At 66.2% G+C, this 24053-nt stretch carries 23 protein-coding genes and 1 tRNA gene; 15 read left to right on the forward strand and 9 right to left on the reverse strand.

Annotated elements, in window-relative coordinates; genetic code table 11:
* Positions 1 to 224: 224 nt before the first annotated feature.
* The 3 genes from AC1DP9_RS01455 to AC1DP9_RS01465 form a co-directional block, all read right to left on the reverse strand.
* Entirely contained in the window at positions 225 to 452 is a 228-nt protein-coding gene (locus AC1DP9_RS01455) for a hypothetical protein (RefSeq protein ID WP_255370669.1), read from the reverse strand.
* A gap of 136 nt (positions 453 to 588) precedes the next feature.
* Positions 589 to 861, reverse strand: a complete 273-nt coding sequence (locus tag AC1DP9_RS01460; protein ID WP_092290299.1) for a hypothetical protein — start codon at positions 859 to 861, stop codon at positions 589 to 591.
* Positions 862 to 891: 30 nt separating this feature from the next.
* Positions 892 to 1170 carry a hypothetical protein gene (locus AC1DP9_RS01465; protein ID WP_092290298.1) on the reverse strand — a complete coding sequence of 93 codons (279 nt, stop codon included), beginning with the start codon at positions 1168 to 1170 and terminating at the stop codon, positions 892 to 894.
* Positions 1171 to 1540: 370 nt separating this feature from the next.
* On the opposite strand from AC1DP9_RS01465, the gene AC1DP9_RS01470 reads away from it, so the two are divergent.
* Positions 1541 to 3697, forward strand: coding sequence for a serine/threonine protein kinase (locus AC1DP9_RS01470; RefSeq protein ID WP_477106425.1), 2157 nt, complete (start codon positions 1541 to 1543; stop codon positions 3695 to 3697).
* 18 nt (positions 3698 to 3715) lie between these two features.
* On the opposite strand, the gene AC1DP9_RS01475 is transcribed toward AC1DP9_RS01470, so the two are convergent.
* Positions 3716 to 4966 carry a formylglycine-generating enzyme family protein gene (locus AC1DP9_RS01475; protein WP_092290296.1) on the reverse strand — a complete coding sequence of 417 codons (1251 nt, stop codon included), beginning with the start codon at positions 4964 to 4966 and terminating at the stop codon, positions 3716 to 3718.
* A gap of 286 nt (positions 4967 to 5252) precedes the next feature.
* Between AC1DP9_RS01475 and AC1DP9_RS01480 the strand changes: the two genes are divergently transcribed.
* The 9 genes from AC1DP9_RS01480 to AC1DP9_RS01520 all read left to right on the forward strand — a co-directional run bounded on the left by AC1DP9_RS01480 (position 5253) and on the right by AC1DP9_RS01520 (position 17844).
* Entirely contained in the window at positions 5253 to 5693 is a 441-nt protein-coding gene (locus AC1DP9_RS01480) for a DUF4399 domain-containing protein (protein ID WP_477106426.1), read from the forward strand.
* Between the two features lie 40 nt (positions 5694 to 5733).
* On the forward strand, positions 5734 to 6252 hold the full coding sequence (locus AC1DP9_RS01485) for a DUF4399 domain-containing protein (RefSeq protein WP_255370667.1): 519 nt from the start codon (positions 5734 to 5736) through the stop codon (positions 6250 to 6252).
* A gap of 303 nt (positions 6253 to 6555) precedes the next feature.
* Positions 6556 to 6825 carry a hypothetical protein gene (locus AC1DP9_RS01490; RefSeq protein WP_092290290.1) on the forward strand — a complete coding sequence of 90 codons (270 nt, stop codon included), beginning with the start codon at positions 6556 to 6558 and terminating at the stop codon, positions 6823 to 6825.
* Positions 6826 to 7021: 196 nt separating this feature from the next.
* A complete protein-coding gene (locus AC1DP9_RS01495; RefSeq protein ID WP_092290288.1) occupies positions 7022 to 8494 on the forward strand; it encodes an efflux transporter outer membrane subunit in 1473 nt (490 codons plus the stop codon).
* Positions 8495 to 8692: 198 nt separating this feature from the next.
* Positions 8693 to 11263 (forward strand): FHA domain-containing protein, encoded by a 2571-nt coding sequence (locus AC1DP9_RS01500; protein ID WP_477106427.1) that lies wholly within the window; start codon positions 8693 to 8695, stop codon positions 11261 to 11263.
* The gene (locus AC1DP9_RS01505) at positions 11260 to 12642 is read left to right on the forward strand and encodes a beta-barrel domain-containing protein (protein ID WP_092290284.1); all 1383 of its coding nucleotides are present in this window, start codon (positions 11260 to 11262) and stop codon (positions 12640 to 12642) included. The genes AC1DP9_RS01500 and AC1DP9_RS01505 overlap by 4 nt, the downstream gene beginning before the upstream one ends.
* A 30-nt stretch (positions 12643 to 12672) precedes the next feature.
* Entirely contained in the window at positions 12673 to 13425 is a 753-nt protein-coding gene (locus tag AC1DP9_RS01510; protein ID WP_477106428.1) for a peptidylprolyl isomerase, read from the forward strand.
* Positions 13406 to 16531, forward strand: coding sequence for an ABC transporter transmembrane domain-containing protein (locus AC1DP9_RS01515; protein ID WP_477106429.1), 3126 nt, complete (start codon positions 13406 to 13408; stop codon positions 16529 to 16531). Before AC1DP9_RS01510 ends, AC1DP9_RS01515 begins: the two co-directional genes overlap by 20 nt.
* Positions 16528 to 17844 carry a sigma-54 interaction domain-containing protein gene (locus AC1DP9_RS01520; protein WP_092290278.1) on the forward strand — a complete coding sequence of 439 codons (1317 nt, stop codon included), beginning with the start codon at positions 16528 to 16530 and terminating at the stop codon, positions 17842 to 17844. The genes AC1DP9_RS01515 and AC1DP9_RS01520 overlap by 4 nt, the downstream gene beginning before the upstream one ends.
* Positions 17845 to 17859: 15 nt before the next feature.
* Here the strand turns inward: AC1DP9_RS01520 and AC1DP9_RS01525 are convergent, their stop codons facing one another.
* Together AC1DP9_RS01525 and AC1DP9_RS01530 are read right to left on the reverse strand one after the other, a co-directional pair.
* On the reverse strand, positions 17860 to 18639 hold the full coding sequence (locus AC1DP9_RS01525; RefSeq protein WP_092290276.1) for a PP2C family protein-serine/threonine phosphatase: 780 nt from the start codon (positions 18637 to 18639) through the stop codon (positions 17860 to 17862).
* A gap of 103 nt (positions 18640 to 18742) precedes the next feature.
* Complete coding sequence (locus tag AC1DP9_RS01530) at positions 18743 to 19033, reverse strand: hypothetical protein (protein WP_092290275.1); 291 nt, start codon at positions 19031 to 19033, stop codon at positions 18743 to 18745.
* Positions 19034 to 19442: 409 nt separating this feature from the next.
* Between AC1DP9_RS01530 and AC1DP9_RS01535 the strand changes: the two genes are divergently transcribed.
* The 4 genes from AC1DP9_RS01535 (at position 19443) to AC1DP9_RS01550 (ending at position 22272) form a co-directional block, all read left to right on the forward strand.
* A complete protein-coding gene (locus AC1DP9_RS01535; protein WP_477106430.1) occupies positions 19443 to 19904 on the forward strand; it encodes a lecithin retinol acyltransferase family protein in 462 nt (153 codons plus the stop codon).
* Between the two features lie 256 nt (positions 19905 to 20160).
* Positions 20161 to 20235 (forward strand) — tRNA-Arg (locus tag AC1DP9_RS01540).
* Positions 20236 to 20401: 166 nt separating this feature from the next.
* Complete coding sequence (locus AC1DP9_RS01545) at positions 20402 to 21598, forward strand: tyrosine-type recombinase/integrase (protein WP_477106431.1); 1197 nt, start codon at positions 20402 to 20404, stop codon at positions 21596 to 21598.
* Between the two features lie 8 nt (positions 21599 to 21606).
* A complete protein-coding gene (locus tag AC1DP9_RS01550; protein WP_477106432.1) occupies positions 21607 to 22272 on the forward strand; it encodes a hypothetical protein in 666 nt (221 codons plus the stop codon).
* On the opposite strand, the gene AC1DP9_RS01555 is transcribed toward AC1DP9_RS01550, so the two are convergent.
* From AC1DP9_RS01555 to AC1DP9_RS01565, 3 genes are read right to left on the reverse strand one after another with little or no spacing between them, the layout of a single operon-like run.
* Positions 22273 to 22485, reverse strand: a complete 213-nt coding sequence (locus AC1DP9_RS01555) for a Lar family restriction alleviation protein (RefSeq protein WP_477106433.1) — start codon at positions 22483 to 22485, stop codon at positions 22273 to 22275. It abuts the gene before it with no gap.
* A gap of 14 nt (positions 22486 to 22499) precedes the next feature.
* Complete coding sequence (locus AC1DP9_RS01560) at positions 22500 to 23027, reverse strand: DUF1643 domain-containing protein (protein ID WP_477106434.1); 528 nt, start codon at positions 23025 to 23027, stop codon at positions 22500 to 22502.
* 5 nt (positions 23028 to 23032) lie between these two features.
* Positions 23033 to 23467: an ASCH domain-containing protein gene (locus tag AC1DP9_RS01565; RefSeq protein ID WP_477106435.1), complete on the reverse strand. Its 435-nt coding sequence runs from the start codon at positions 23465 to 23467 to the stop codon at positions 23033 to 23035.
* Between the two features lie 31 nt (positions 23468 to 23498).
* Between AC1DP9_RS01565 and AC1DP9_RS01570 the strand changes: the two genes are divergently transcribed.
* The gene (locus AC1DP9_RS01570) at positions 23499 to 24041 is read left to right on the forward strand and encodes a hypothetical protein (RefSeq protein WP_477106436.1); all 543 of its coding nucleotides are present in this window, start codon (positions 23499 to 23501) and stop codon (positions 24039 to 24041) included.
* Positions 24042 to 24053 lie beyond the last annotated feature (12 nt).

A 24053-nucleotide genomic window follows, 5' to 3' on the forward strand; every position in this document is an offset into this window, starting at 1 on the left:
TTGATGCCACTGCCAGGTTTTCTTCGACTATCCGGGTGGTCCGGATGGACGTCCGCGTCATGGGCGGAACCATGGGAAAACATGCTTGGCTCAGGAATGACCGGAATTCGCCGGCGACGTTGACCCAGGTGGTCCGGGCCCGTCCGCAACCAAAGCCCGCCAGTTGTCTGGCGGGCTTTTCTTTGCAGCGACTGCCTTGCTTTGTCTGCCGGGGCGTATCGCGCCTATTTGCGCGACAGCTTCCCGGTCACCCGTTCCTGCCCTGCATGCTGTCCGGACGCTTCGGGCTGGCCCGGGAAGCCTTCCGGATACTGGATCAGGCGCGCCTGCGCACGTCGGTGGGCCTGCCAGTGGCGGCCGCCTCCGGTGCGGGCACCGCCCGTGATGGCGGTCATGGCCTCGCGGTCGAGGTCCATGTTCTCCGTCAAATCCTTGATGACGATTACTGCCATGGCGTTCTCCAGCTTTTGGGCCTGGCCATGGCCGGTCTGTTTGGGGCCGGCCGGGCGGCGCCGGGGCAGGCGCGGGCCCGATTCAGTATAGGCCAGCGGTGCCGCCGTGGCGGCACCGCCACTGGAGGGTGGCCGGTCAGGCCGCCGCCCAGTTGCCGCCCCACTGCGACGGGTTGACGCCGAGCTTGATGTTGCCCAGGTCCACGCCGACCAGCGTGTTGTTGTTGAACGCAGCCACGTTCACCTGCTGCAGCTGCTGCACGCTTTGGTTGATGTTGATGTTGACGTTGGCCAGCGGGCCCATGTTGCCGGCCTTGGCGAGCCAGCTATTGCCGCCACGGATGGCGCACAGGGACTTGCGGTCGAGTTCCTTGCTGGCGGCAAGGTCGCGCACGATGATCGAAGACATGATGGACTCCTTGATCCGGGACCGTTGGGCTCAGACCGGGCCGTACACGTTGTTGCTGGCCGTCTGCGAGGTCGTCACGGTGTTCTTCATGTGGTCCTGGAAGGCCGAGCCGTTGCCGAACGCGCTCGTCACGCTTTGCATTTGCTGGTTTTGCTGGTTGATCTCGGTGTGCTTGTCGATGGACAGCTTGAACGGGCTGTAGACCGAGGTGTAGGGGGCGAAGAGGCCGAGGCCGCCGGATACGGCGCTCATCTTCTTGGCGTCGAGGGTTGCGGTCGAGGACAGGTCTTGGATGGTCAGCGTGGTCATTTCAGTTCTCCTAGAGAGGAAGGGTGAAGCTTGGTGGTTGGTTGAGCATCGGGTTGGTGTCGCGCTCGGTTGTCATATCGCAGCAAGCGTGCCAGCGCAGGCCCGGCACATCGAAAAAAGTTGGGAAACCGCGTGGGATAAGGCGTTGCGGGGAGGTCGGGGCTGGCACGGTGCCGGCGCGCGGTGCCGCTGGCAGGGGAGAGTGGTGGATTGCCGCCAACAGATCGGCCGTGCCTGTCGGGGCGGGGCCAACGACCCGGGCAGTACCGGGTTTGCGGTTGGACAGAGTGCGCACTAGTATCCATCGTGGGCGATGGTTCGTGACGTAGCGGCATCGCCGGTCCGCAACCACTCGTCGGGATCGCATTTGATGTCTAGCCTGACCGACCTGATACGCAACTTCCAGCGCGGTGGCCTCTCGCGTGACGAGTTCCTTGCGTCAGTCGACCTGGCCCTCCAGGACGACCAGACACAGCCGACCCAGCTCGCCCGCGTGCTCAGTGAAGAACACACGCGCGCGCCGCTGCCGCCTGGCGTCTATGCCGAGGTGATGCGCCGCATCGAGTCGCGCGTGGCCACGCAGTTCGACCCGATCGGGGACGCCATGCGTGAGCCGCTGGGCGAGGAAACCCGCATGGCGCCCGATCCGATGGACCGCAGCGCGCCCCCATCGCCATCGTCCTCGTCTTCGTCTTCGCCCACGTCGCCTTCCGCCTCCTCCCATCCCTCCGCGGGCCACAGCGGCAACACCGGCAGCACGGGCAACACCGGTGGCTATGTCACCGCCGGGGCCAGCAAGGGCGTTGGCGATACCCTCAACGGCCGCTTCGTGCTCGAGGAATGCCTGGGCATCGGCGGCATGGGCACGGTCTACAAGGCGCTCGACCTGCGCAAGCTCGAGGCGTCGGACCGCAAGCCCTATATCGCCATCAAGGTGCTGAACCTCCAGTTCAGCGGGCACCCCAAGTCCCTGATGGCCTTGCAGCGGGAGGCGCGCAAGGCGCAGACGCTGGCGCACCGGAATATCGTCACCGTCTACGACTTCGACCGCGATGGCCCGACAGTCTTCCTGACCATGGAATATCTGTCCGGGAAGTCCMTCAACCGCGTGCTGCGCGCGCCGGATTTCGCCGGCCTGCCGTACGCCAAGGCGCTGCCGATCATCGTCGGCATGGGCCGGGCGCTGGCCTATGCACACGAGCGCGGCTTCGTGCATTGCGATTTCAAGCCGGCCAATGTGTTCCTGACCGATCGTGGCGAGGTCAAGGTGATCGACTTCGGCATCGCGCGCGGCTTCCAGCAGCCGACCGATGACGCGGACCAGACCGTGTTCGATCCCGGCTCGCTGGGCGGCATGACGCCGGCCTACGCCAGCCCGGAGATGTTCGAGCACCGCGAGCCCGATCCGCGTGACGATATCTACGCGCTGGGTTGCGTGACCTATGAGCTGCTGACCGGCAAGCATCCGTACGAGCGGATGTCGGCCAACCAGGCGCGCGCCTCGCACATGAAGCCGACGCCGCCGAAGGTGCTCAGCCGCAACCAGTGGAAGACGCTGCGCCAGGCGCTCTCGCTGGACCGGGCCACGCGCACGCCCACCGTGAAGCGCTTCCTGGAAGGGCTGGGCGCCGAGCCGGCGCGGCCGACGTCGAGCGTGCCGATGGCGATAGGCGGCGTGCTGGCGGGCGCCGCGTTCGTGGCGGGACTGGGCTACTACGTGTGGCGCATGGGGGCCCAGCCGAAGGAACCGACGGAAGCCACCCAGGCCAGCACGACCGAGCCGGCCGCTGTCGAGCCGCCGAAAGCCGAGCCGCCGAAAACCGCTGCACCCCCGAAAGCTGCCGAGGCACCAAAAGCCCCCGAACCCAAGCTCACGCTGCAGGCCGTCACCCCCGTGCTGGCAGCCGCGCCTTGCTCGCTGCTCACGGCTGCCGTCGATGGCGGCACGCTGCGTGTGGAGGGCTACGTCGCGGATACGGTCACGCGCAAACTGCGAGACCAGTTGAACGCCATCCCCGGTGTGAAATCCCTGAAATTCGATGCCCAGCCGCTTGCCGCCGACAAGTGCGATGTGGTGCGCCTGGTGGCGCCGTACTGGTCCGGGCACAAGCCTGGCGGTGCCGTGGTGCGCACCCGGGGCAGCGACAAGCTGACCGAAGGCACGCCGCTGATCATGGACCTGAACACGCCGGGGCAGGAGACCTATGTCTACGTCGATTACTTCGTCGTCGATGGCAAGGTGGCTCACCTTGTGCCCAGCAAGCGCATTCCGGGGCACCAGGCGCCGGCCAGTTATAGCGCCACGATCGGGGAGGCGGGGGAGTGGGTGGTCTCGCGGCCATTCGGCACGGAACTGGTGGTGCTGCTGACCACCCCGGCGCCGCTGTTCGAGTCGCGCCGGCCCGAGTTCGAGACCCGGCAGGAATACCTGCGGGCGCTCGACAAGCCGCTCGCGCAGATGGCCGGCAAGTACGGCCGGGACCGCATCAGCGCGGACCTCGTGCAGATTTCGACCAGCGCCCGCTAGCCCGCTACTTCAAGTCCACTACTTCATGTCCCGCGCCACGCGGAAGCCGTTCTGCGACTGGCGCACGCTGGTGCTGTACTTGAAGCGCGTGGAAGACACCATGTAGGTCGCCCCCTCCCGCCAGGAGCCGCCGCGGATCACACGCGCGGTGCAGGCCGCCTCGTCCCAGGCGCGGCCATCGACCGGTGCGTTCTTGTACGAACTGTGCCAGCAGTCGCCCACCCATTCCCAGACGCTGCCGTTCATGTCATGCAGGCCGTACGGATTGGCCGCGAACGAGCCGACGTTGGCCGGCGCGGCATCGCTCCACGGCTCGCCGCAGTCCTTGCAGTTGGCGTTGCCCTTGCGCATCTGGTCGCCCCACCAGTAGGCGGAGCTGGTGCCGCCGCGCGCTGCGTACTCCCATTCGGCCTCGGTGGGCAGGCGATAGGTCTTGCCGGTGGTCTTCGTGAGCCAGGCGAGGTACTGCTGGGTGTCATCCCAGCTCACGTCGCGCACCGGGGCGGCCTTCGCTTCGGCAGGATTGGTGGCGATGCGCGGGCAGCCGTTGGCATCGGCACAGGCATTCCATTGCTCGACGGTCACCTCGAACTTGCCGATGGCGAACGGCTGGCTGATGGTCACGCGGTGCGGCGGACGCTCGGCGGGGTCGCTGGTGCTGCTGCCCATCGTGAAGCCGCCCGGGCTGACGCTGACGAGTACCGGGCAGGCCGGGCAGTCACGGATCTCGCCGCCCTTGGCTTCGGCCGGCTTGGCCGGCGCGGTGGCGGGGGCGCCTTCCTTGCCTTCGTTCGCATAGGTCACGGTGCCCTGCGCGATGGGCCCGCCGCTGCGCGAGCGCGGCTGGTTGGCGGTGGGTGGCGTGGCGGGCGGTGTGGCGGGTGTGGCCGGGGCGCGTGCGGCAGGCGGCGGGGCGGGTGTCGGCGCCGGGGTGGGCGTCGGGGCCGGCTTGGCTTCCACCTTCGGCTCGGGCTTGGCGGGCTGGGCGGGAGACGTGGCCTTGATGCGCTCGATGCGAGACTTGGCGAGCGCCGCGAATCGCCCGTTCGGGTATTGCTTCAGATACGCCTCGTAGTCGCTCGCGTAGTTACTGTTCTTGATGGAGTCCCAGAACGACAGTTCGTACTGCTCGTCACTGTTCTTCGGCAGGATGCCGGCGCTGGCCGACGTGGCGAACATCGTACCCGCCACACCGAGGGCGCCACAGAACGCGCCGCCCCCGAGCAAAGCACTGCCAATCCATGACACGACAAGAGTTTTCCGCCACATATTCAGGCCCCGTGGGTGCTGCGCAGCGCGCGGTGTGGAGTTGCCGTGACGCAATCCGGCTCGTTTCAAGATAGCACAGCAGGTGTGGCGTGAAAGGTCGCCGCGCCGTGCCAGGCCGCCCGGTTAGCTTCCGTTCGCTTTTTCCGATCTTCCGACCTACGCTTGAGGACACATCGCCGAGCGCACTGCCGCCACAACACTAATCAAGATCCGCTGCCCGCTCGCCTCGCCGGTGTCCCCGCGCGGGCACCGTGTGAAGCGGACAGATCTCCGGGAGGAGCCGCGTATGTCCAGACGATCCCCGCTCCGCGTGCTCGCGGCCGCCGTGCTTGCCACGGGACTGGCTGCCTACGCCACCATTGCCACGCCGCTGACCCCCGCCCCGAAGAACGCCGAGACGTACATCATCTGGCCCGGCGACGGCGCCGTCATCGACGGCGGCAAGCTCTGGGTCCGCATGGGCCTGAAGGGTATGGGCGTCTGTCCGAAGGGTGTCGAGCGCCCCAACTGCGGCCACCATCACCTGCTGATCGACGCCGAATTGCCGCCGATGGACAAGGAAATTCCCAACGACCGCAACCACCTGCATTTCGGCGCGGGCGAGACCGACGCGCGCATCGAACTGCCGCCAGGCAAGCACACGCTGCAGCTGCTGCTGGGCGACAGCAAGCACGTGCCGTTCGATCCGCCGATTTATTCGAAGAAGATCACGATCACCGTGCGGTGAGCGCACATTCGCGATGATCGCCGCGCAGGGGAGGGAAGCCATGACGAAGCCAGTCGCCGCAGTGATCGTTCTTGCCGCCGGCTGTCTGTGGGCAGGCAGTGCCATGGCCGCCGATGCCTCGGCGCCCGCCGGCTCGGCCGGCCATGCCGCGCATGGCGGCACGGCGGCATCGGCCGCGGGGGCCACCCCGGCCAGCGGCCCCACGCCGGCGCCGAAGAACGCCTATCTCTATATCGGCTATCCGAACAACAACCAGACCCTGCCAGCCGGAAAGCCGGTCAAGGTCTGGTTCGGGCTGCGCAACATGGGCGTGGCGCCCAAGGACGTCAAGTTCCCGAACACCGGCCACCACCATCTATTGATCGATGTGGACCTGCCGCCGATGGACAAGGAGATTCCGAACGACCGCAACCACCTGCACTTCGGCGCGGGCGAGACCGAGACCACGGTGGAGCTGGCGCCGGGCAAGCACACGCTGCAACTGCTGATGGGCGACGAGAAGCACATCCCGACCAGTCCGCCGGTGTACTCGAAGAAGATCACGATCTATGTGAAGTAGGCGGGCGGAACGCCTGCTCCACGGGGCGCGCAGCGATGCGCGCCTTTTTTTCGTCCGCGATGTTGGCGCCAGCCAGACAGTTGGCCCGCATCCGTTGTGCCGCCACCAACAGGCCGGGGCCCCGCCACCCCCCATGCCGTGTGACGCGCTCATCTGCAAAGCCTTGACCCGCCGGCGCTGGCGGGTTTTTTTCGGTCTTCTGGCACGGGCTGGCACGCTTGCTGCGATATGACAACCGAGCGCGACACCAACCCGATGCTCAACCCAACCAAGCCTTACCTCTTCCTCTCTAGGAGAATTGAAATGACCACGCTGACCATCCAAGACCTGTCCTCGACCGAAACCCTTGACGCCAAGAAGATGAGCGCCGTATCTGGCGGCCTCGGCCTCTTCGCCCCCTACACCTCGATCTATCACCCGGTGAAGATCGACTTCGACAAGACCACGACGATCAACCAGAGCAACCAGCAAATGCAGGAAGTCAACAACCTGTTCGGCAACGGCTCGGCCTTCCAGGAGCACCTGAAGAACACGGTGACGACCTCGCAGACCGCCTCGAACAACGTGTTCTGATTTATCGCCGGTTCAGATCGGCAGGGCACCGCGAACGACGGTGCCCCAAGCCGCACGGGGAGCATTGCGCCGGGGACCCCTCCGTCCCGGCGCCTTTTTTTTCGCCCCGCACACATGTCGAGGTTGGAGCTGGCTCCGCTTCGCACCACAATACAGTCGAGCGCCACGGCAGGCAGCACGAGTCCGACGGCGTTCCATGCAGGAAGTCATCGTGTTCGCTTTCGCCCCGGCCCCCGCACTGGCCAAACCTGTTGCCGCCGCGCTCTGCGCGCTGCTGATGGCGGGTTGCGCCGATTTTCGCCCCCCCGAGTACAAGCGCCCGGAAACGCCGGCCAAGGCGGACTGGTCGCGCACGGAGTCGATCACCGTATCGCCGGCCGAGACCATCGTGCCGAACTGGTGGCAAGGCTTCGGCGACCCCTATCTCGATGAACTGGTGGCCAAGGCGCTGGCCGGCAACTACGACATCCGCGTGCTGGCCGCACGTATCCGCGTGGCGAGCGCGCAGATTGGCGAAGCCCGTGCCGGCGCGCTGCCCGTGTTCGATATCGGCGCCGGCGCGAGTTTCGACAAGACCACCGGCCAGGCCATGACGCGCACCTTCAACCTGGGCGCCACGGTCAACTGGGACATCGATATCTGGGGCAAGGTGGAAAAGGGCGTGCAGGCCCAGACCGCCGAGTACCGCGCCTCCGAGGCGGACTGGCGCGCAGGCTACCTGGCGCTGGTGTCCGATGTGTCGATCACGTACTTCACGCTGCTCCAGCTCGACGAGCAGATCGCCCAGCAGCGGCTCACCGTGTCGCGCAACAACGACATCCTGACCACCTACAAGGCGATGCTCGCCAACGGGCTGCTGCCGCAGATCCGCGTGATGCAGCAGCAGGCGGAAATCAACCGTCTCAACAAGGATTTGATCGAGCTGCGCCGCTCGCGCGACGTGGCCGAGAACGCACTGGGCACGCTGGTCGGCGTGCCCGCCGGCGACTTCAAGGTGCCGGCCGGCCGATTGCAGGATCGGGTCAAGCTGCCCGTCGTGCCGGCCGGGCTGCCGTCGCAGTTGCTGGCACGCCGCCCGGACATCGTCGCCGCCGAGTACCGCGTGCTGTCCGCGTACAACGTCGTCGGCCAGGCCCGGCTCGCCCAGCTGCCCAGCATCAGCCTCACGGCGCGCGGCGGCACGGCCAGTTTCGCGCTGTCCGACCTGCTCAAGTCCTTCACTTTCGGCTTCATGCCGAGCATCAACCTGCCGATGCTCGACCCCAACGTGCGCGCCCGCGTGAAGACCACTGAAGCCAATATCGGCGTGGTGGAGAACGAGTACGGCCGCACGGTCATGACGGCGTTCGAGGAAGTGGAGAGTGCGCTGGTCAATGTGGATGCCCACAAGCGGCAGCGCATCGAACTCCAGCAGCAGGTGGATCAGCTGCGCGTGGTCTCCACCCAGATCGAGGCACAGGCCAAGGAAGGGATTGCGTCACAGCTGGAGGTCTTCGAGACCGAGCGTTCGCTGCTCCAGGCGCAACTGGCGTTGTTGGGGGCGCACCAACAAATCCTGGCCGATACCGTCACGCTGTACAAGGCACTCGGTGGCGGCTGGCCGAGCACCACCGTCAGCAATGCCGCGCCATCCAACGGTGCGAATACGACAGCGAACGTAGCGCCTTAGCCGCACGCGCGCACAAAGCGTTTCAACCTTGAAACCCGCCTGCCGCGTGCGTTCGCGCAACGCTGCACCGCAGCGGATTGACTCCCGAAAAGCGTGGCCTACTATGTTCATACGCGTGACCTCCCGTACCCCCATGGCCGGCCCATCCGGCCATGCGCGGCACAGCGCCACCGGCCCGACTGTTGGTTCCGTTGAAACATGACGCGCGACGATGCCCTGATCATGGAAATGCCGGTGAGAACGGGGCAGGCGTTCGACGTCCTGCTGATGCCCGTGTCCCGGCCCGAACTCGGCGAGATCCGGATCGGGGAGGATTTGTTCGCCATCGGCCGCGGCGAGGCGCCGTTCGTCGCCTATCCGGCGGAGACGGTCTCGGTACTTTCGCGCCGCCATGCGCGCATCTTTGCCGAGGACGGCGCGGTCTACGTGGCGGACCTCGGCAGCAAGAACGGCACGCGCGTGAATGGCGATGCGGTGGTCAAGCAGCCGGCACTGCTGCGCGATGGCGACGAGGTGAGCTTTGGCGCGGCGCTGTCGTACCGCGTGCGCGTCTATCCCCGCCCGCCGACCCCGGAGCCGCCGCGCCTGGCAGTCACGCTCGCGCCGATCCGGCCGGAAATCGGCCTGCAGCCGGTGGTCGTCGCGGGTTTCCCGTTCCTGGTCAGCAAGGCCGATGACACGTTTGCACGCTATCGCGACGACTATCCGCATCAGGTCAACTACCTCTCGCGCCGCCACGCGCACCTGTTCCTGAAGGCGGGGTCGCCGTGGCTGGAGGACCTGGGCAGCACCAACGGCACCTTCGTCAACGGCGTGCGGCTCGAGGACCAGGCTGTGCGGCTGGAGCCCGGCGATGTGATTGCATTCGGCGGCAGCCACTTCGTCTACCGCGTGGACATCGAGCGCGAGGACGATGCCGACGCCACGGCCACGCGCACCGTGGTGTACGAGGCGCCGCCGCCTGCCCTGGAGGCCGCCGCCGTTCCCGCCGCCGTTGACCCGCTGGGCGTCGACCCCGACAAGACCACCTTCGTCGGCGCCGCTGATTCCTTCCTCGACATCTTCTGCGTGGACTACGCCGCCGCGCAGGAGGACGAGGTGAACCCGGAGCCGATGCCAGACGGCGGGCACGCCCCGGCCCACAAGCCGGCGCCGCGCGGCAAGGTGGCCATGCTGCTGGCCGAGGCGGCGCGCACCTTCGGCATCGATGACCGGCGCAAGCAGGCGCGCATGGCACGCTGGGGCGCGGTGGCGCTGCTGCTGGCGGCCATCGGCGGCGGCTACCTGTACTGGCGCGGCGCGCCGGACCGCTCGCTGACCGCGCTGATGGATAAGGGCGAGTACGCCCGTGCCGCCGCGCTGGCGGACGATTACCTGACGCGGCAACCGGACAACCCCCAGTATCAGGCGACCGGCACCGAGGCGCTGATGCGTGCCTGGGTGCCGCCGTGGACCGCCCGGGTGCGCGCAAAGGACTTCAGCGGCGCCGATGCCGTGCTGGCCGAGATGCGCACCCACAGCCGCCATAACGCCGATGGCCGCGCGCTCATCGACGAACTGGAGTGGGTCACCAGCGTGGCGCGGCTGATGGCGGCACGCGGCGGCCCCGACGCCCCGATCCGCATGTATGCCGACGAAGCGCGCATCCGCGCGCTGGTCGCCCGCTGGGGTACCGACACGGTGGCGCACCAGCGCGCGCTGGGCCGCATCGCCAACCAGGTGCCGGTGTTCCGCGACGCCTATGCGGAGGGCCTGAGCAACCTGCGCAGGCTCCAGAACGAGGACTCGGTGTATCTGACTGCCATCGATCGTCTCAATGCCGCCATCGCCACCGAACTGGCCCGCGAGCAACCCGAGGCACTGCAGGCGATGCTGGCCGACTACAAGGACAAGTACCCGCGCCTGGCCGGGCTGGGCACCGTGGAGAGCGACCTGAAGCAGTACACGGCGCTGATCGAGGCGCTGCGCCAGCGCGCCACGGGGCCGCTCGTCGCCCAGATGCGGCAGGTCAGCTTCGCCACGCCGCCGTTCAAGATGCAGTACGAGACGCTGCGCGCGGAGAAGCTGCCACCGGCCGATGTGCAGCGCCAGTACGCGCTGGCCGACGATGCCTGGCGGCGCGGCGACAGCGCGGCGGCCATCGACGCCCTGCGCCAGATTAACAGCGGACCGTGGGCGGCCGATGTGGCGAAGGACGTGGCGCACAAGCAGCAGGTGGCCGCGCAGTTCGCCAAGGTGAAGGAGGGCCGGGCGGGCAGCAGCGGCTATGAGGACGCCTTGCTGGCCTTCTACGCCGCGCTCGACCCGGATGCCGATGCGTATTACGTGAAGGCCATCGACGCCGACGTCAACACGATCCGCGAGGCCGCGCTGCGGCGCGCCAACCAGCTGCTGAACCGCGCCGCCACGCAGTGGCGCCAGTACCGCAACAACGGGCTGATCGCGGGCGAACAGCGGCTGGAGGCCGGTATCTCGCCGAAGTTCCGCGCGCAGGCCCGCCTGCTGGCCGAGGCGCAGGGCGATGCCCGCCAGGGCTTGCGCATCTACACCCAGCTCAAGGCCGGCGATATGGCCGAGTGGACCAAGGTGCGCGACGAGATCCAGGCCGAGGTGGACCTCCAGCGGCGCTCGCTCAACGACCTGCGCATGGTGCTGGACCCGGCCGTGCTGCGCGCCAAGCTAGAACTGGTGGGCGAGGGCAGCAAGGAGGCCGCGTCGGCCGGTGCCAGCGCCCCCGCCAGCACCACCGCATCCGGAGGCGCGCGATGAGCGAGGATCCCCGCGACAACAAGCTGCGCCCCCTCAACGAGGCGCTCGAGGACCACAGCGCCGAAGGCATCGCCATCCTGAGTTCGGAGCCGTGGCGGCTGTCGATGCTGACCGTGGTCATCACCGGCGCGCTGGTGATCTGCGCGCTGATCTGGTCCTTCTTCGGCCATGCCGATGTCATCGTGACGGCCCACGGCACGCTTGCGCCGGAGTCGGAAGTCCGCCGCTTCTACGCCCCCGTCGATGGCGAGCTGGCCGACCTCTACGTGGCCGAAGGCCAGCCGGTGTCGAAAGATGACGTGCTGGCGCGGCTCAACGCGCGCGGCGCGATCGAGGCGGCGGCCAGTGCGCTGGAGGCGCAGCTCAAGCTGGAGGACTCCGAGCGCGAATGGAAGCAGTTTCCCGAGCGCAAGGTGCTGATGGAGCGCCGCGCGCAGGCGCTCAAGCAGCAGATCGAGCTGGGCACGCGCCAGCACGAGAACCGCATGGCCGAGGGCACGACGCGGCTGGCCGAGCAGCAGCGCGCGCAGTTGCAGGAGGCGCGCAGCAATCTCGAAAACGCCCGCCGGGCGCGCGACTTCGCCCGGCAGGAGCAGGACCGCTACGCGCGCCTGTTCGCGCTGCCGGCTGGCGGCGGCGTGTCGCAGTCGCAGGTGGAAGGCAAGCGCGCCATCACCCAGGATGCCGAGAACAACCTGCGCGTGGCGCAGTCGCGGCTGAGCGAGCTGGACGCGCGGCTGTCGCAGCAATACACGCAGGCCAGCGCGCAGTTGGAGGGCAGCGGGCAGGAGCTGGCGAACCTGCGTATCCAGTACGACGCGGCGATGCGCGAGATCAGCAACACCGAGGACAAGCTGCGCCTGCAGGTGCAGACTGCCCGCCTGGTGGCCGAGGCCGCCGCGCGCATCAAGTTCGAGAACATCGACAAGGACAACTTCCTGCTGATCGTGGCGCCGGTGTCGGGCGTGATTACCGACGTCACCTCCACCCAGCGCGGCGACAAGGTGCAGGCCAACGCGCCGCTCGGGGGCATCGCCCCGAAGGATGCCCGGCCGATGCTGCGCATCGAGATTGCCGAGCGCGACCGCGCCTTCCTGCGCGAGGGGCTGCCGGTCAAGCTCAAGTTCAACGCATTTCCGTATCAGCGCTACGGGCTGATCGCGGGCACGCTGGAGTACATCTCGCCGGCCACCAAGCCGTCGGGGCCGGACAAGCAGCCCGTGTACGAGGGGCGTGTGCGGCTGGCGCAGGACTACTACGCCGTGGCCAGCAGCCGCTACCCGCTGCGCTACGGCATGACCGCCACGGCCGAGATCGTGGTGCGCGAGCGCCGCCTGATCGACCTCGGGCTAGACCCGTTCCGGCAGGTGGCGGGCTGAACAGATTCCAGCAAGAAAAAGGAGAGGGCGATGACAGCCATCGTGCGGATCGACGAGGAAGTGATCGGCGTCGACGAATTCGTGAGGGTACTCAAGCTGACCGGCCAGTTCGAGGGGCTGGTGGAACAGCTCGTGCGTGACAAGCTGACCGCCCACGCGGCGCGGCGGCACGGCATCAAGCTGGCGCCGGAGGAGATCCAGGAGCGCGCCGACCAGTTCCGCCGCGTGCAGGGGCTGCATCGGGCGGCGGACATGAACCACTATCTCGACGCGCTCGGCATCACGCTGGACGAGTTCGAGGCGTTCATCACCGACAGCCTCTACCAGGAGAAGATGCTGGCCGAGGTCTGCAACGACACGGCGATGGAGACCTACTTCCAGCTCAACTCGCCGAAGTTCGACAGCATCGAGGTCAGCCATATCGTGGTGGATACCGAGGGCAAGGCGCGCGAGCTGGTCTCCTACCTCCAGGACGACCCGGACAGCTTCGGCGAGATGGCGCGCGAGCACTCGATTGCCGATACGCGCGAGCAGGGCGGCGACATCGGCAAGGTGCTGCGCGGCTCGCTCAAGAGCGACATCGAGGCCAAGGTGTTCAATGCCGAGCCGGGCGCCCTGCTGGGGCCGTTCCCGGCGGCGGACCGCTCGTTCTTCGAGGTGTTCCTGGTGCGGGCCAAGCATCCGGCGCGGCTCGATGCCGACGTGGCCGTGGAAGTGCGCCGGCTGCTGCGCGAGGAATGGCTGATGGCCAGGGCTCAGGAACATGTCATCCAAGCCCGCTAGCGATGCCGCCGCCGAGGCGCCCCCGCCAGGGGCCGCCCCTACGTTGGCCGCCCCTACGTTGGCCGCCCCTACGTTGGCCGATTTCCTGGCCACGGTGGAGATCCTCTCGCCGCTCTCGCGCGAGGAACTCGAACGGCTGGCCGCCAGCGCCCGCACGCTGACTTTCGGCTTCGGCGACACGGTCTGCAACGCGGGCGATCCGGCCGACGGCATCTTCATCGTCCGGGCCGGCTCGGTGCGCGTGTTCAACGAGGAGCACGGCAAGGAAATCAGCATGGGCGTGCGCAAGGCAGGCGAGGTCTTTGCCGATATCGCCCTGCTGCGCGAGTACCGGCACGAGTCCTCGGTGCGGGCGTCGGGCAAGACCGAGCTGATCACGATTCCGCGCAGCGTGTCGGAGCCGGTGGTGGGCGGCAACCCGTCCGCGCTGGCCTTCATCACGAGCTATGTGGCGATCAGCTCGGCCGGCGGCTTCGTCGCACGACTGTTCGACCTGCGCGGCAAGCTGGACAAGAGCGAACTGGAGGACGCGGTGCGCAGCGTGGGCGTGAAGCGCGTGGCGGCCGGCAAGCCCATCCTCCAGCAGGACGGCCGCGACGACCGCCGCCTCTACGTGGTGCGGCAGGGCACGGTGCGGATCGTGCGCGAGGAGGACGGCGATACCTTCCCGCTCGCCACGCTCGGCCAGGGCGAGATCTTCGGCGAACGGGCCTGCGTGATGCGGCAGGAGCAGATCGCCTCGGCCATCGCCGAAACCGACACGCGGCTGCTGGTGATTCCCGAGAAGACGGTCCAGCTGATCCTGGAGCGCAACGTGCGGCTGCGCGAGGTGCTGGAGGAACGCATCCGCGCCGTGGACCGCGAACTGCATCGCCAGAAGAAGCTGGCCGAGCGGCGCAAGCGGCCGGTGCTGCTCGATCTCCACTCCAAGCCGGAGTTCGGCGAGCGGGTCATCCGCCGTTTCGCGATGGTGGAGCAGGCCGAGGAGATGGATTGCGGCGCGGCGTGCCTGGCGATGATTTGCCGGCACCACGGCATTCCGATGACGCTGGGCAAGCTGCGCGAGCTGGCCAACGTGACCACGTCCGGCGCCACGCTGGACAGCCTGGCGCGCGCCGGTGAGTCGCTGGGCTTTACCACGCGCGGCGTGCAATGCACGCGTGACGCGTTGCTCGGTTTCGAGCTGCCGTTCATCGTGCACTGGGAGGGCTACCACTACGTGGTGGTGTACGGCATCTCGGCGCGCCATGTCTGGGTGGCCGATCCGGCCATCGGCTTCCGCAAGATGAGCACAGAGGAGTTCGAGCGCGGCTGGAGCGGCACCTGCCTGCTGTTCACGGCCGGCGAGACTATGACCGAGCTGGCCGTGGCGCGCTCGCCGTGGCTGCGCTTCATCGGCTACCTGTCGCCCTACAAGCGCATCCTCGCGCACCTGTTCCTGGCGACCTTCGTGATCCAGATGCTCGGAGTGGTGCCGCCGCTGATCATCCAGAACATCCTCGACGGCGTGGTGGTGCACCAGAACGTCGGCCTGCTCCACCTGCTGATCCTGGGGCTGGTGATCTCCAACATCTTCACCCAGCTGATGGCAACCGTCCGCGCGTACCTGGCCAATTTCATGGTGCGCAACATGGACTTCGCGATGATGTCGCACTTCTTCAAGCACACGCTGTCGCTGCCGCTGTCGTTCTTTGCCAAGCGCAAGACCGGCGACATCTTCGCGCGCTTCCAGGAGAACCAGACGATCCGGGCCTTCCTGACCGAGTCCACGGTGACCACGGCGCTGAACCTGCTGATGGTGTTCATCTACTTCACCATCATGTTCTTCTACAACGTCAAGCTGACGCTGCTGCTGATCGCCTTCATCATCCCGATTGCCGCCCTGACCGTCATCGTCACGCCGAAGGTGAAGACCTACGCGCGCGACGTGTTTTCGGCCTCGACCGACGCCAAGTCCTACCTGATGGAGACGCTGGGCGGCGCGGAGACGGTGAAGGGCATGGGCATCGAGCGGCCCGTGCGGCTGCGCTGGGAGCGCAAGTACGCCAAGGCGCTGGAGAAGCAGTACCAGGCCCAGTCCTTCCACATCCTGGTCGGGCTGGTCAGCCAGGTCCTGAACGCGGCCACGACCATCGCGGTGCTGTGGGTGGGCGCCACGCTGGTGCTGGAGCGCGAGCTGACCATCGGCCAGCTGATCGCCTTCAACGCCTTCATGGGCAGCGTGCTGGCCCCGGTGATGGGGCTGGTGGCGCTGTGGAGCCAGTTGAACGACGCCGGTGTGGCGATGGAGCGCCTCGGCGACGTGCTCGACCTCGAACCCGAGCAGAAGCCTCAGGACGTCCTCTCGCGCGTGATGCTGCCGGACCTCCAGGGCGAGATCCGCTTCGAGGGCGTGTATTTCCGCTATGGCGGCGAGGACACCCCCTACGTGCTCGAAAACATCAGCTTCCACATGCGGCCGGGCGAGATGGTGGCCATCGTGGGCCGCAGCGGCTCCGGCAAGACCACGCTGGCCAAGATGCTGGTGGGCTTCTACAAGCCGAGCGAGGGGTCGATGTCGGTGGATGGCTACGACCTCAACGTGATCGATGCCGGCTTCTATCGCGCCCAGGTGGGCTATGTGATGCAGACCAACCTGCTGTTCTCGGGCACGATTGCCGAGAACATTGCCTGCGGCGACGACAGCCCGGACCGCCGCCGCATCGAGGAAGTCGCCAAGATGGCGGACGCGCACGCCTTCATCTCCAAGCTGCCGCTCGGCTACGAGCAGGTGGTGGGCGAGCGCGGCATCGGCCTGTCGGGCGGGCAGATCCAGCGGCTGTGCATCGCCCGGGCGCTGTACCACGACCCGCGCCTGCTGGTGTTCGACGAAGCCACTTCGGCGCTGGACACGCAATCCGAGAGCAACATCCTCGCCAATATGCAGGAGATCCTGCGCGGGCGCACGGCCGTCATCATCGCGCACCGGCTCAGCACAATCATGCAGGCAGACAAGATCCTCGTGCTGTACGAAGGCGGCATCGTGGAGCAGGGGCGGCACGAGGAACTGCTCGCGCGCCGCGGCATGTACTACCAGTTGGTCCAGAAACAGTTGAGCGCGGCATGAAGCTATTCAACCAGGGCACGCCTGTTACCTCCGCGGTGTCGTTTGCCGGGCTGATCGAGAAGATCGAGATCCTGCGCTCGACGCTGCGCTGGTCGTCGCGGCTGGAGCGGCCCGAGATCGAGAAGCTGCTCAAGCAGGCCACCACGCTGCGCGACGAGGTGATGGGGCTGTCACACAAGGAGCGCTTCGTGGCGGCCGCCTCGGCCGAGCCCGAGGCCGTGACCGAGGTGGAGCCGGTGGACCTGTCCTCGCGCGAGCGGCGCCAGGCGCTGATGGAGCGCAGCTTCATCTTCGAGGGCACCTTCGGCGACAACCCCAAGCTGCTGGAGGCACTGGAGATTGCCGAGAAAGCCTCCCCGACCGACCTCCCGGTGCTGATCGACGGCGAAAGCGGCACCGGCAAGGAGCTGATGGCGAAGGTGATCCACGCCAACGGCTCGCGCACGGACAAACCGTTCATCTCGGTCAACTGCGGGGCGATTCCGGACAGCCTGCTCGAATCGGAACTGTTCGGCCACAAGAAGGGCGCGTTCACGGGCGCCGCCAACGACCGGCGCGGCAAGTTCGAGAGCGCCCACACCGGCACGATCTTCCTCGACGAAATCGGCGAACTGCCTCTGGTCGGGCAGGTCAAGCTGCTGCGCGTGCTGGAGGCGCACGAGATCCAGCGCGTGGGTTCGGACGAGGTGATCTCGGTGGACGCCCGCATCGTGGCGGCGACCAACAAGGATCTACGGCGGATGAGCCAGGAAGGCACCTTCCGCGAAGACCTGTTCTACCGGCTCAGCGTGATTCATGTGACGTTGCCGGCACTGCGTGAGCGGCGCGACGAGATCGCGCTGCTGGTGGCCTATTTTGGCGATGAGTCCGCTGGGCAGCTCAAGCGCCGTCCGGTCAAGCTGACGCCCCGCCTGCGCGACTTCCTGATGCACTACGACTACCCCGGCAATATCCGCGAACTGCGCAACATCATGTACCGGATCTCCTGCCTGGCCGGCGATACGGCCGATCTGGCCCACCTGCCGCAGGACATCCGCCCCCGGCCGGCGGGGCTGTCCGTGGTGGCGGGGGCAGGGAAGGCCGGCGTGGCGGACGTGACCACGGCGACCTCGCTCGCCGAGGCCAAGCGCGCCGCCAGCGACGAGGCCGAACGGGCCTTCCTCGAACGGGGCCTGCAGGAAGTGGGCGGCACGGTGGCGGAGCTGGCGCGGCGCTTCGAGATGAATCGCTCGCACGTGCAGATGCTGCTCAAGAAGCACGGCATCCATTCGAAGGATTTCCGGGGCAACCGGGCGGCGGAGGGCGGGAAGTAGGGCCCCTCGCTTCGCTCAGACTTCCGGATTGAGCAGCGTCATGTCGGAGCCGCCGCCGATGTCCTCGGCGCGCAGTACGACGACCGACACGTTGTCGTGTCCGCCATTCACCAGCGCGCGCTGCACCAACTCGTTTGCCGCCGCCGCGCAGTCCCCCGCGCTGGCTGCCAGCACCGCCGCGATGCCGGCATCCTCCACCTCGTTGCTCAGGCCGTCGCTGCAGAGCAGGAACATATCGCCATCGCCCACCTCTAGCGTCAGCACGTCGAGGTCGAGCCGGGTGGCGGCGCCCACGGCGCGCGTGATGGTGTTGTGGGCGGGATGGTGCTTGGCTTCCTCGGCCGTGATCAGCCCCCGGGCGCGCAGCCGCTCCACCTGGCTGTGGTCGCGCGTGAGCTGTTTCAGATGGCCGGCCCGGAAAAGATAGAGCCGGCTGTCGCCGGCCCAGAGGCACCCGCATCGCCGCTCGCAGGCCAGCATCGCCACGACGGTGCTGCCGATCACCCGGACCTTCATCCGCACGGCTTCGTCGATCAGCGCCTGGTTCACGGTCAGCAGCGTCGTGCGGGCGTCGTCCAGCGCGCCATCGAGGCTGCCGGGCGGCCCCAGGCCGGAGAGGGCCTGGACGATGGCCCGGCTGGCGAAGTCCCCCACGGCATGGCCGCCCATGCCGTCGGCCACCGCCCAGATGCCGCGTTCGGTCAGGTCCAGGCAGGCGTCCTCGTTGCGTTCCCGCACCCGGCCGACGTCCGTGGCGGCGGCCGAGCTCCAGCGGAATTCCGTTGCGCAGGTCACGGTGTGCTCCGGCGCGGAAGAAAGCGGCTCCGCGCAAGCGCCGCCCCCCGGGGCAGCATCAAAGGGTGGCCGGTGGGAGTGCCCCCCGGCTACCGGGCAGGACTCAGATCAACCGACCCTTGTTCCGGGCGTCCAGCGCGGCGTCCACGGTGATGGTCGAATTGGGCGCGTTGTTCTGGACGTCGATGTTCTGGAACTGGTTGTTCATCTGATCAGCATAGAAGCTGTAGTTGATCTCGTAAAAGTTCACGACAGGAGACGCGCTCGGGCGGGAGGCCACATAGGGCTGGATCCAGCCGAACACCCACGGCGCGCCGCCGCCGCGAATGCAGGACATGGCGCGGAAATCCAACACGTGGTGGGTGTCGAGGTCCTTGACGATGAGGGTGGCCATGATGGTCTCCAGAGTCGGGGGGCGGCGCGTGGCGCCATGCCTGTATAGAGCAATCGGTGTGCCACAGGGGCTTTGTGATGCCGGGGGCGCATGGCGGGCGCGACGTGGCGTTGGGACGGCCTGCGGCGTTGGCACCGGCCCAACACCGGGCACGAGGGGTGTCGGCTGGCACCCGCCACAGCTATCCGGCTCTGGATGGGCAAGGTGGAAGCTCGGTTGATGGCCGCCAGCCAACACATCGCTCACAAAACTGTTGGATGGCCGCGCACGGTTTCTGGCCGGGAAGGGGTGCCGATCGCCCGCAACCCCTTGTCCTGCCGTGGTTCGATGGCATTGGCACGCTTGATGCGGATGGTTGGCATCGACACAGCACTGGCTGCCTCCCACCGACACCGAACCGAGAACCGCCATGAACACCCAAAACCAACAACAAGACGACTACCTGCCCGGCGCCCATCTGGTTACGGAACGCAACGGCTACGTCCATCATGGCATCTACGCCGGCAACGGCCGCGTCATCCACTACGCAGGCTTCTGCCACGCCCTGCACGCCGCCCCGGTCGAGGAAACCTCGCTCGCCCAGTTCGCCCACGGTCACACAGTGGCGGTGAAGGTTGAACCCTGCGCCCGCTACCTCGGCATGGAAGCCGTCGCCCGTGCCCGCACCCGCCTCGGCGAAGACCACTACCACCTGCTGACCAACAACTGCGAACACTTCTGCACCTGGTGCCTGCTCGGCCAGGCCCGCAGCGAACAGGTGGACGCCTGCCTGCGCCAGCCCCGCGCCGCCGCGCACACCGTCATGGCGATGGTGCGCGCCCTGCTGGCATCGATCGGCACCGGTACCGGCACCGGCCTGACCGCCGCCTGAGCGGACCATCCAACCAACAGGGAGCAAGCCATGAGCGGACTGATCGATTGGGTAGGCTGCGAAAGCCGCCAGGCAAGGGCCTGCCACCGGCGCGCAGCCCGAGCCACCGCCAGCGGACGGCGTGACCAGCAAGGCGCGCGCCGTCGAACCAGCACCCGCCGCCGGCCATGGGCCGAACTTGCCGAGTTTGCTATACTCCGCCCCGTCTTCCGGCTCGGCCGGCCCATGGCGGCTGGCGCACCGTGCAGACGGTCCGCTCGCCGTAGTTCAATGGATAGAACGAGCGCCTCCTAAGCGCTAGATACAGGTTCGATTCCTGTCGGCGGGACCATAATCAAGTCCGCAGCAGTTCTCCAAAGTCCTCCGCTCCCCGATAAATCAAGGCTTACCGGCCTTTCGACGTTCGTCAAAGTTCGTGACGAATCGTTGGCATCCGGCATTTTTCGAGGCATCATTCGTGGCACCAGTAATGCCACGATTTTCGGTGCCACGAAAAAATGCCCATCCGCGTCGAGCCGCTTTCAGACACCAAACTCCGTAACGCCAAAGCCAAAGAGAAACCGTACAAGCTGGCGGACGGTGGTGGCCTGTTTCTAGAGGTAATGCCCGACGGCCGCAAGCTTTGGCGCTTTCGTTATTTCAGGCCGTCAGGTAGCGAGAATCGCCTCGGATTCGGCGTGTACCCCGAAGTCACTCTCGCCCAGGCGCGCGCGCAGCGAGATTCGGCTCGCACCCTGCTGGCCGCCGGTACCGACCCCGGCACTGCGAAACAGGATCAGCGCCTCGCGGCCAAGATCGCCGCCGGCAATTCCTTCGAGGCGGTCGCCCGTGACTGGCATGCCACCCAAAAGGAGGGCTGGAACGAGGTCTATGCCGGAAAGGTTCTGGCCTCGCTCGAAAACGACGTCTTCCCCGTCTTGGGTGGCACGCCCATCTCCGACATCCGCGCGCCGGCCATCCTGGCGCTGCTGAAGAAGGTCGAGGCGCGCGGCGTCCGCGACACCACGAAGCGCGTGCTGCAGCGCATGCGCGCAGTGTTCCAGTACGGCATCGTCTATGGCCTGTGCGATCGGAACCCGGCCACCGACATCGACAGTGAGGTCGTGCTCAAAACGGTGCCGGTCCAGCACATGGCCAGGGTGCCGCTGGCCGAGCTGCCGCAGCTGCTACGCGACATCGATGGCTACGAAGGCGACAAGGTCACGCGCCTGGCGCTGCAGCTCATGACGCTGACGTTCGTGCGCACCACGGAAATGATCCAGGCGAAGTGGGAAGAGATCGACGAGGGCAAAGCCGAATGGCTGGTGCCGGCCGAACGCATGAAGATGCGCGATCCGCATGTGGTGCCGCTATCCACGCAGGCGCTGGCCGTGCTGAAGGAACTGCGGGAGATCACGGGGCACCGCACCTACCTGTTCTACAGCCCGCGCGGCAAGACAGGGCACATCAGCAACAACACGATGCTGTATGCGCTGTACCGGATGGGATACCACTCGCGGATGACKGGCCACGGGTTCCGGGGTCTAGCGTCGACAGCCCTAAACGAATTGGGATTTCGTGCCGATGTTATCGAAAGGCAGCTCGCTCACGTCGAGCGCAACAAGGTTCGTGCCGCGTATAACCATGCACAGTATTTGCCCGAGCGCCGAAAAATGATGCAGGCGTGGGCCGATCATCTCGACTCAATACTCTGACTTCTGAAATGCCCTTCAACCTTTTCACCAAACTCAGCGTCAACGATCGGTCATTTTTTGGCGCGCTGATCGGAGGCTTTGTCGGTGGAGTCGTCGTATTCATGAGCTTCCAGGCGTCCTTCAAGAAGGACGGCTGGGACATCGCCACGGCGCTCGGTACCATTGCTGCTGCAGTCGCGGCAGTGGGCATTGCTGTTTGGCAGGACGTGGTCCGGAGGAGGGATGCAGTATTGAGGGCGCGATTGACAGCCACTCTTCTTGTAAAGCCGCTGGCGCTACGTATCGACGGCTATAGGAGATCCAGTGCAAAGCTTGCTGAGGCTCTTGCTCGTGTCGACGCCGATACCGTAGGGATTTTCACGTGGCCCCAAGTGAAGAACTATGTATTCGCTTCGGTCATTCCCGATGTTTTAGCGATTCTCAAGGAATCTGACGACATCCCATTTGAGCAACTGGTCATCGTATCGGCCATTAGTCGTGAACATGCTGAAACGGTTGCAAAAGTGAATACGAATGTTCGGTACATCGTAAGTGCACTGAGTGCGAAAGACGCGCATCAAAGCATAACGGCGGATGGAGTGAAATCGTATGCGCGACAGCTGCAAGAAGCAGCTGCACAGCTCATCGGCCCATGGAAGGCGTATCAGGACGTGACATTTGGAAGGCAGGGATAACTAGCTTCCAGGGCACCTCACTTGCGTCTGCAGCCACGATTGCCGTTGGTTCCACGCTGCCGCCGCACTTGTCTCGCTCTTATGCGTCAGCGCAATCTGGTGCCCACAGCATGCGACGTCGGTGCAGCTGGCGGCCGCCCAGCCCTGGGACGTCTTCTTCATCTGGCCGGGTAGCCCGCAGAACGGGCAGGGCAGTAGCATGAGCGATTTCATGGTGCCTCGTCCTTTCAGGCGGTGAATCGTTGCGGCCTGGTGCTGGCCGCGATGTAGAGAGGGTGCTTCGGGCTGCCATCCTTATTCAGACCGAGATGGTGGAGCAACGACCCGCGGCCGCACATTCGGATGATCCTCAGTACTTCGGCGGCTTGGGCCGGCGCCGCCTTGTGCGCGCCCCCTGCGCATATCACCATCGAGCATCGCTCGATCGCATCCATGATTGCACCAGTGTTCCGGTCGGGGCGGTCGCCCAGCGGTGCTGAATGCCTCAGCAGCCCGTCCGGATCCGTCGACCGCAGCGGGAACAGGTTGGCCACTTCCAACCCGCCGAACTTGCCGCCGGCCAGCGCACGCTGCCGGCATCTCGTGATGGTCGGGTCGTTCACCTGGTGGTCAGCAGTCGACGGGTTCAGCATGATGAAGCCGAGGGATGGCAGTTTGCGGTCCCATTGGCGCCAGAGCCGGTACCGGTACTGCTCGCAGTCGGACAGCACGCAGCCTGTTTCGCCGCCGAGGTTGGTCTCGATCAGGTGTTTCATGGAAATTATTGATTCTGAATAATTTGGGATAAAACGTCGGCCGGCACGTCGAAGAAGCCCAAGCGGCCCGCCATCGAGGTGAAGGGCAGAGGCTGGGCGCCGCGCAAGGCGAAGCCGTTGCAGCCTTCCATATGCCAGCGCGACGTCCGGCGTTCGGCGGGCACGCAGTCCACGACGGTGGCCATACCGACGATCCCGCCGCGCTGCATCTGCTCGAAGGTGGGCATCTGGTGGACGCCGCAACCAAAGTAGGCGAAATCGGCCGCGTCTTCGTATTCCTGTCGCGTCATGCCCTTGGCGGCGTGGATGAGCACCGGGCCACGGAAGCGCGTGGCCCACGACCGGTTCTCGATGTCCTTGTGGCCGTTCACGATCAGCCAGGCCCATGGTTGGCGGATGGACAGGGCCTTCGTGGGCAGGGAGCGGGTTAGGATCGTCATGCTAGGATGCCTCCAAAAAATGGAGGGTTGAATGCCTTGGTGGCTGATCTGTTACGTGGGTGCTGTCATCACCGCGATGGCGATTGCGACGGTTCAGAATTTGTACTGTCTTGACGCTTCTGCGTGGGCCGCGTGGGTTCAAGCAATTGGGTCGATGCTGGCGTTGGGGGCCGGCTTGCTGTACATCCGCTATCAAGCCGGTATGTCGCATCGGGCTCAGCGGAACGCGGTTATCGGCCTTCTCGATGTGGCTATCCTCAGCTTCAAAGGGCGCGAATTCGCTCACATGACCACCGAGCAGAAGTATGGGCACTACGAAACGATGAACATGAATCCGGTCATTTACGCCCGGGACAAGCTGTTCGACATTCAGCCTTCTGAGCTGCGTTCTCCGGCGACTGTCATGGCGCTCGCTGATGCGATTGAGTCGCTGAGTCAACTCATCGCTCTTCAGCGAACGGAGACGCAGAATCCTCAAGTTAATGAGGCGCGTATGAGCATCACTACTGATTTCGTGGACGGGAATCTTACTGTCGTCACGGAATCGCGGGACAAGATCGCGTCGGACAGATGAAACGCTAAAACG

It is taken from the genome of Cupriavidus sp. 01L43, from assembly GCF_056399925.1.

Bases quoted from the DNA above. Each gene is read 5' to 3' on its own strand.
- AC1DP9_RS01550 (WP_477106432.1), top strand. From the start codon at position 21,607: ATGCCCTTCAACCTTTTCACCAAACTCAGCGTCAACGATCGGTCATTT.
- AC1DP9_RS01515 (WP_477106429.1), top strand. From the start codon at position 13,406: ATGTCATCCAAGCCCGCTAGCGATGCCGCCGCCGAGGCGCCCCCGCCA.
- AC1DP9_RS01465 (WP_092290298.1), bottom strand. From the start codon at position 1,170: ATGACCACGCTGACCATCCAAGACCTGTCCTCGACCGCAACCCTCGAC.
- AC1DP9_RS01460 (WP_092290299.1), bottom strand. From the start codon at position 861: ATGTCTTCGATCATCGTGCGCGACCTTGCCGCCAGCAAGGAACTCGAC.
- AC1DP9_RS01475 (WP_092290296.1), bottom strand. From the start codon at position 4,966: ATGTGGCGGAAAACTCTTGTCGTGTCATGGATTGGCAGTGCTTTGCTC.
- AC1DP9_RS01530 (WP_092290275.1), bottom strand. From the start codon at position 19,033: ATGGCCACCCTCATCGTCAAGGACCTCGACACCCACCACGTGTTGGAT.
- AC1DP9_RS01535 (WP_477106430.1), top strand. From the start codon at position 19,443: ATGAACACCCAAAACCAACAACAAGACGACTACCTGCCCGGCGCCCAT.
- AC1DP9_RS01570 (WP_477106436.1), top strand. From the start codon at position 23,499: ATGCCTTGGTGGCTGATCTGTTACGTGGGTGCTGTCATCACCGCGATG.
- AC1DP9_RS01485 (WP_255370667.1), top strand. From the start codon at position 5,734: ATGACGAAGCCAGTCGCCGCAGTGATCGTTCTTGCCGCCGGCTGTCTG.
- AC1DP9_RS01495 (WP_092290288.1), top strand. From the start codon at position 7,022: ATGCAGGAAGTCATCGTGTTCGCTTTCGCCCCGGCCCCCGCACTGGCC.
- AC1DP9_RS01520 (WP_092290278.1), top strand. From the start codon at position 16,528: ATGAAGCTATTCAACCAGGGCACGCCTGTTACCTCCGCGGTGTCGTTT.
- AC1DP9_RS01560 (WP_477106434.1), bottom strand. From the start codon at position 23,027: ATGAAACACCTGATCGAGACCAACCTCGGCGGCGAAACAGGCTGCGTG.
- AC1DP9_RS01500 (WP_477106427.1), top strand. From the start codon at position 8,693: ATGACGCGCGACGATGCCCTGATCATGGAAATGCCGGTGAGAACGGGG.
- AC1DP9_RS01510 (WP_477106428.1), top strand. From the start codon at position 12,673: ATGACAGCCATCGTGCGGATCGACGAGGAAGTGATCGGCGTCGACGAA.
- AC1DP9_RS01480 (WP_477106426.1), top strand. From the start codon at position 5,253: ATGTCCAGACGATCCCCGCTCCGCGTGCTCGCGGCCGCCGTGCTTGCC.
- AC1DP9_RS01565 (WP_477106435.1), bottom strand. From the start codon at position 23,467: ATGACGATCCTAACCCGCTCCCTGCCCACGAAGGCCCTGTCCATCCGC.
- AC1DP9_RS01505 (WP_092290284.1), top strand. From the start codon at position 11,260: ATGAGCGAGGATCCCCGCGACAACAAGCTGCGCCCCCTCAACGAGGCG.
- AC1DP9_RS01555 (WP_477106433.1), bottom strand. From the start codon at position 22,485: ATGAAATCGCTCATGCTACTGCCCTGCCCGTTCTGCGGGCTACCCGGC.
- AC1DP9_RS01490 (WP_092290290.1), top strand. From the start codon at position 6,556: ATGACCACGCTGACCATCCAAGACCTGTCCTCGACCGAAACCCTTGAC.
- AC1DP9_RS01455 (WP_255370669.1), bottom strand. From the start codon at position 452: ATGGCAGTAATCGTCATCAAGGATTTGACGGAGAACATGGACCTCGAC.